The organism is Xenorhabdus miraniensis (assembly GCF_002632615.1).
Genome location: NZ_NITZ01000004.1, coordinates 190,425 through 196,976, shown reverse-complemented (window position 1 = coordinate 196,976; position 6,552 = coordinate 190,425). Strand labels below are relative to the sequence as shown.

Sequence of the window (6,552 nt, the reverse complement as noted above, 5' to 3'; positions counted from 1 at the left end):
ACTGGCGAATGGCAATGAGTCGTTTTATTATTGAGTTTGGTGATCGCCTTGACGGTCATTACTAAGAAATGGCACTTACACAAAATGGTGGACAGGCTCAATATCAGCTCACAAGACGCTCTCACCAATCTCACTCAAGTTGGAGATGCCAGATACTCTAGATTTAATCAACAGTTATTATTTCTTTATCATTCACTAAACTAAAACGGCTCCCAATATGGAAGCCGCTTATTATCACCGCAGAAATAATGCAAAACCTAATACATTACTTCTTTTTCTTTGCCTTAGGGTTTGGCAAGTCAGTAATGCTGCCTTCGTAAATTTCCGCAGCCATACCGATTGATTCATACAGTGTTGGGTGAGCGTGAATAGTCAGAGCGATATCTTCTGCATCACAACCCATTTCGATAGCCAGACCGATTTCACCCAGCAGTTCACCACCGTTAGTACCAACAATAGCACCACCGATAATACGGTTAGTCTCTTTATCGAAAATCAGCTTGGTCATACCATCTGAACAGTCAGATGCGATTGCACGGCCAGATGCTGCCCATGGGAAAGTTGCAGTTTCGTAGCTGATGCCTTTTTCTTTCGCTTCTTTCTCAGTCAGACCAACCCATGCCACTTCTGGCTCAGTATAAGCGATGGATGGGATAACTTTCGGATCGAAGTAATGTTTCTTACCAGAAATAACTTCAGCAGCAACGTGACCTTCGTGAACACCTTTGTGCGCCAGCATTGGCTGACCAACGATATCACCGATAGCGAAGATGTGGGGCACGTTAGTGCGCATTTGTTTATCCACATGGATAAAGCCACGCTCATCAACTTCAACGCCCGCTTTACCCGCATCCAGCAGCTTACCGTTTGGTACACGGCCGATAGCAACCAGAACTGCGTCATAGCGCTGTGGTTCCGCAGGAGCTTTCTTACCTTCCATTGTTACGTAGATGCCATCTTCTTTAGCTTCTACCGCAGTCACTTTAGTTTCCAGCATCAGGTTAAATTTCTTGCTGACACGCTTAGTGAACACTTTAACAATGTCTTTGTCCGCAGCAGGGATCACCTGATCGAACATTTCAACCACGTCGATCTGAGAACCCAGAGCGTGGTAAACAGTACCCATTTCCAGACCGATAATACCGCCACCCATAACCAGCAGGCGTTCCGGAACAGTTTTCAGTTCCAGTGCATCGGTAGAATCCCATACGCGAGGATCATCATGTGGAATGAATGGCAGCTGAATTGGGCGTGAACCCGCTGCGATAATGGCATTATCAAAATTAATCGTTGTTGCGCCGTTTTCGCCTTCAACTACCAGAGTGTTAGCACCAGTAAATTTACCAACACCGTTAACAACGTTAACTTTACGGCCTTTAGCCATGCCGCCCAGACCACCTGTCAGCTGGGAAATGACTTTTTCTTTCCAGAGACGGATCTTATCGATATCAGTTTGTGGCTCACCAAACACGATACCGTGTTGTGCCAGCGCTTTTGCTTCTTCAATCACTTTTGCTACATGAAGCAGCGCCTTGGATGGGATACAACCTACGTTAAGGCAAACACCACCCAGAGTGGAATAACGTTCAACCAGAACAGTTTCCAAACCTAAGTCTGCACAACGGAAAGCAGCAGAATACCCAGCAGGGCCTGCTCCAAGCACCACTACCTGGGCTTTAATTTCAGTACTCATCATGACCTCTTAATTGTTTGTCCGGCGGGTCAGACGAAAAAAAACCATATTCCACCGGGACGTACACACCGCGAGCAGTTTACAGAATTGTAAATAACCTGAAAAGCGCGTTAACGTGACAGAAATCTCAACCTGCCAGATGCAAGGAGAAAATATCTGTCACGCTAATCATTATTAGGTCGGTTATTCACCGGCCTTTGCATTACATCACCAAACGGCGGATATCGCTCATCAATTGATTAATATAAGTGATGAAGCGCGCACCATCTGCCCCGTCGATCACACGGTGGTCGAAAGACAGAGACATAGGCAGAATCAGACGAGGAACGAATTCCTTGCCATTCCAGACAGGTTTCATGGAAGAACGAGACAGACCCATGATTGCCACTTCTGGTGCATTCACAATTGGTGCAAAACCGGTAGTACCGATACCACCCAGGCTGGAGATAGTGAAGCAGCCACCCTGCATGTCGGAAGCAGTCAGCTTACCAGCACGTGCTTTCTTGGAGACTTCAGCCAGTTCTCTTGACAGTTCCATGATGCCTTTCTTATTAACATCTTTGAATACTGGCACAACCAGACCATTAGGCGTATCAACCGCAATACCGATGTTGACATATTTTTTCAGGATCAGCTTTTGGCCATCTTCAGAAATGGAGCTGTTAAAGCGAGGCATTGCTTCCAGTGCTTTCGCAGCAGCTTTCATGACGAATACCAGCGGAGTGATCTTCACGCCCAGCTGTTTCTTCTCAGCTTCTTTGTTCTGCTGTTTACGGAATTCTTCAACTTCAGTGATATCCGCTTCATCGAACAGGTTAACGTGAGGGATCATGACCCAGTTACGGCTCAGGTTAGCACCGGAGATTTTCTGGATGCGGCTCATTTCAACTTCTTCGATTTCACCAAACTTGCTGAAATCAACTTTCGGCCAAGGCAACATGCCCGGCAAGCCACCACCCGCAGCAGCAGGTGCCGCTTCTGCACGTTTAATCGCATCTTTCACGTAAGCCTGAACGTCTTCGCGCAGGATGCGACCTTTACGGCCGGTGCCTTTTACTTTAGCCAGATTTACGCCAAATTCACGCGCCAGACGACGGATCACTGGAGTTGCATGAACGTAAGCGTCATTTTCTGCAAATTCGTTTTTGCCTTCTGCTGGCTTGCTCGCTGCTGGCGCTGGCGCTGCTTTCGCAGGTTCAGCCGCTGGAGCTGGAGCCGCTGCCACCGCAGGTGCTGCACCTGCAACTTCGAATACCATGATCAGAGAACCGGTTTTGACTTTATCGCCAGTCGCAATCTTGATCTCTTTCACAGTCCCCGCGAATGGCGCAGGAACTTCCATAGACGCTTTATCGCCTTCAACAGTGATCAATGACTGTTCTTCAGCAATAGTGTCACCCACTTTAACCATGATTTCGGTAACTTCAACTTCGTCACCACCGATATCTGGTACGTTAACCTCTTTCGCCGCAGATGCCGCAGGCGCTGCTGCCGGAGCCGCTGCCGCCACAGGTGCTGCACCAGAACCCGCAACTTCGAATACCATGATCAGAGAGCCGGTTTTGACTTTATCGCCAGCGGCAATCTTGATCTCTTTCACAGTACCCGCGAATGGCGCAGGAACTTCCATAGACGCTTTGTCACCTTCAACGGTGATCAGAGACTGTTCTTCAGTGATGGTATCGCCTACTTTTACCATAATTTCGGTAACTTCAACTTCGTCACCACCGATATCAGGCACATTCACTTCTTTGCTTTCAACCGCTGCTGGTGCCGCAGCCGGAGCTGCTGCTTCCTGTTGCGCAGGTGCAGCAACTGCTGCACCATTTGCGGATTCAAAAATCATGATCAGTTTGCCGGTTTCAACTTTATCACCAACCACCACTTTGATTTCTTTAACTACACCCGCCTGTGGAGATGGGACTTCCATGGAAGCCTTATCGCCTTCAACAGTGATCAGTGACTGTTCTGCTTCTACCGTATCACCTACGTTTACCAGAATCTCGGTAACTTCAACTTCATCTGCACCAATATCAGGTACGTTAATTTCAATAGACATTAATCTTGACCTCTTATGCCAGACGTGGGTTAGCTTTTTCTGGGTTGATGTTGTATTTCTTGATGGCTTCTTCAACCACTTTCACATCAACTTCGCCACGTTTAGCCAATTCACCCAGAGCCGCAACAACCACGTAAGAAGCATCAACTTCAAAGTGATGACGCAGGTTTTCACGGCTATCAGAACGACCGAAACCGTCAGTACCTAATACACGGAATTCGCTTGCAGGAACAAAGTTACGTACTTGCTCTGCAAACAGTTTCATGTAGTCAGTAGAAGCAATAGCTGGTGCTTCGTTCATGATCTGAGCAATGTAAGGAACACGAGGTTCTTCTGATGGGTGCAGCATGTTCCAACGTTCACAATCCTGACCATCACGAGCCAGTTCAGTGAAGGACGTTACGCTGTATACATCAGAACCGATACCGTATTCATCAGACAGGATCTTCGCTGCTTCACGAACATGGCGCAGGATAGAACCAGAACCTAACAACTGAACTGTACCTTTCGCGCCTTCCAGGCTTTCCAGTTTGTAGATACCTTTACGGATACCTTCTTCAACACCTGCTGGCATTGCTGGCATCTGGTAGTTTTCGTTCAGAGTCGTGATGTAGTAATAGATGTTTTCTTGCTTCTCACCATACATACGCTCCAAGCCATCATGCATGATAACAGCCACTTCATAAGCAAATGCTGGATCGTAAGAGATACAGTTAGGAATAGTCAGAGACTGAATATGGCTGTGACCATCTTCATGCTGCAAACCTTCGCCGTTCAGAGTTGTACGGCCAGAAGTACCACCGACCAAGAAACCACGAGCCTGCTGATCACCAGCCGCCCAGCACAGATCACCAATACGCTGGAATCCGAACATGGAGTAGTAGATGTAGAACGGGATCATTGGCAGGTTGTTGGTGCTGTAAGAAGTTGCAGCAGCCAGCCAAGATGAAGCAGCACCCAGTTCGTTGATACCTTCTTGCAGGATCTGACCCTTAGCGTCTTCTTTATAGTATGCAACCTGCTCACGGTCTTGCGGAGTATACTGCTGACCATTCGGGCTGTAGATACCGATTTGACGGAACAGACCTTCCATACCGAAAGTACGTGCTTCATCAGCAATGATTGGAACCAGACGATCTTTGATAGACTTGTTCTTCAGCATGATGTTCAGTGCACGAACAAAAGCGATGGTGGTAGAAATTTCTTTGGATTGTTCTTCCAACAGAGAGCTGAAGTCTTCCAGAGCTGGAATTTCCAGTTTTTCGTCGAAGTTAACACGACGGCTTGGCAGGTAACCACCCAGTGAATTACGACGCTCATGCAGATATTTGGATTCTTCTGAATCTTTGTCGAAAGTCACGTATGGCAGGCTTTCAACTTGCTCGTCAGATACAGGAATACTGAAACGATCACGGAACTGACGCACGCCGTCCATGTTCATTTTCTTAACCTGGTGAGCAATGTTTTTACCTTCAGCGGTGTCGCCCATACCGTAACCTTTGACGGTCTGAGCCAGGATTACAGTTGGTTTACCTGTAGTTTCCTGCGCTTTTTTCAGTGCAGCGTAAACTTTCTTAGGATCGTGACCACCACGGTTCAAAGCCCAGATTTCGTCATCAGTCATATCTTTGACCAATGCCGCAGTTTCTGGGTAACGACCGAAGAAGTGCTCACGAACATAAGCGCCATCTTTAGACTTGAATGTCTGATAGTCGCCGTCCAGAGTTTCGTTCATCAATTGAACCAGCTTACCGCTGGTATCTTTACGCAGCAGTGCATCCCAACGCTCGCCCCACAGGACTTTCAGTACCTGCCAGCCGGCGCCGTCGAAGATGCCTTCCAGTTCATTAACGATTTTGCCGTTACCTGTTACCGGGCCATCCAGACGCTGCAAGTTACAGTTGATGATAAATACCAGGTTATCCAGTTTCTCACGAGTTGCGATAGTGATCGCACCTTTGGATTCTGGTTCATCCATTTCACCATCGCCCAAGAAAGCGTAAACGGTTTGTTTAGAGGTATCTTTCAGGCCACGGTGTTCCAGATATTTCAGGAACTTCGCTTGATAAATAGCGGAGATTGGTCCCAGACCCATTGAAACAGTTGGGAACTGCCAGAAATCAGGCATCAGTTTAGGATGCGGGTAAGAAGACAGACCATTACCGCCGATTTCCTGACGGAAGTTATTCATCTGCTCTTCAGTCAGACGACCTTCAAGGAAAGCACGTGCATAAACGCCCGGAGAAATGTGGCCCTGGAAGTAAACCAAGTCACCGCCATCATTTTCGTTACGAGCGCGGAAGAAGTGGTTGAAACACACGTCATAAACAGTAGCAGAAGACTGGAATGAAGCCATGTGACCACCCAGTTCCAGATCTTTTTTGGATGCACGCAAAACGGTCATCACGGCATTCCAACGAATAGCAGAGCGGATACGGCGCTCCAAATCCAGGTTGCCAGGGTAAGCAGGCTCATCCTCAACAGGAATAGTGTTGATGTAATCACGGCTTGCAGCACCTGCAGCAACGTTAACGCCACCTTTACGAGCTTCATTCAAAACCTGATCAATCAGGAACTGAGCACGCTCAACACCTTCTTCACGGATGACCGATTCGATCGCCTGTAACCAATCGCGAGTTTCGATCGGATCCACGTCATTTTTCAAAATATCTGACATGGTGTATTCCTTATCTGTTATCTATTTCTAATGGTTGTTGGAGCCTATCTTCTGGTCATACCTTTTGACTAACTGCCTGTTACGACCGGAAGATAGGCCCTGCTATATGTTGCCGCTAAAACT

General features: G+C 47.5%; 3 protein-coding genes. All 3 read right to left on the bottom strand.

The window, feature by feature from the left end:
- Positions 1 to 265: 265 nt before the first annotated feature.
- The 3 genes from lpdA to aceE all read right to left on the bottom strand — a co-directional run bounded on the left by lpdA (position 266) and on the right by aceE (position 6,429).
- Positions 266 to 1,693, bottom strand: coding sequence for a dihydrolipoyl dehydrogenase (gene lpdA / locus Xmir_RS05955; protein WP_099113482.1), 1,428 nt, complete (start codon positions 1,691 to 1,693; stop codon positions 266 to 268).
- A 202-nt stretch (positions 1,694 to 1,895) separates the two neighbouring features.
- Complete coding sequence (gene aceF, locus Xmir_RS05950; RefSeq protein WP_099113481.1) at positions 1,896 to 3,752, bottom strand: pyruvate dehydrogenase complex dihydrolipoyllysine-residue acetyltransferase; 1,857 nt, start codon at positions 3,750 to 3,752, stop codon at positions 1,896 to 1,898.
- Between the two features lie 13 nt (positions 3,753 to 3,765).
- On the bottom strand, positions 3,766 to 6,429 hold the full coding sequence (aceE, locus tag Xmir_RS05945; protein WP_099113480.1) for a pyruvate dehydrogenase (acetyl-transferring), homodimeric type: 2,664 nt from the start codon (positions 6,427 to 6,429) through the stop codon (positions 3,766 to 3,768).
- Positions 6,430 to 6,552 lie beyond the last annotated feature (123 nt).

Bases quoted from the DNA above. Each gene is read 5' to 3' on its own strand.
- aceE (WP_099113480.1), bottom strand. From the start codon at position 6,429: ATGTCAGATATTTTGAAAAATGACGTGGATCCGATCGAAACTCGCGAT.
- lpdA (WP_099113482.1), bottom strand. From the start codon at position 1,693: ATGAGTACTGAAATTAAAGCCCAGGTAGTGGTGCTTGGAGCAGGCCCT.
- aceF (WP_099113481.1), bottom strand. From the start codon at position 3,752: ATGTCTATTGAAATTAACGTACCTGATATTGGTGCAGATGAAGTTGAA.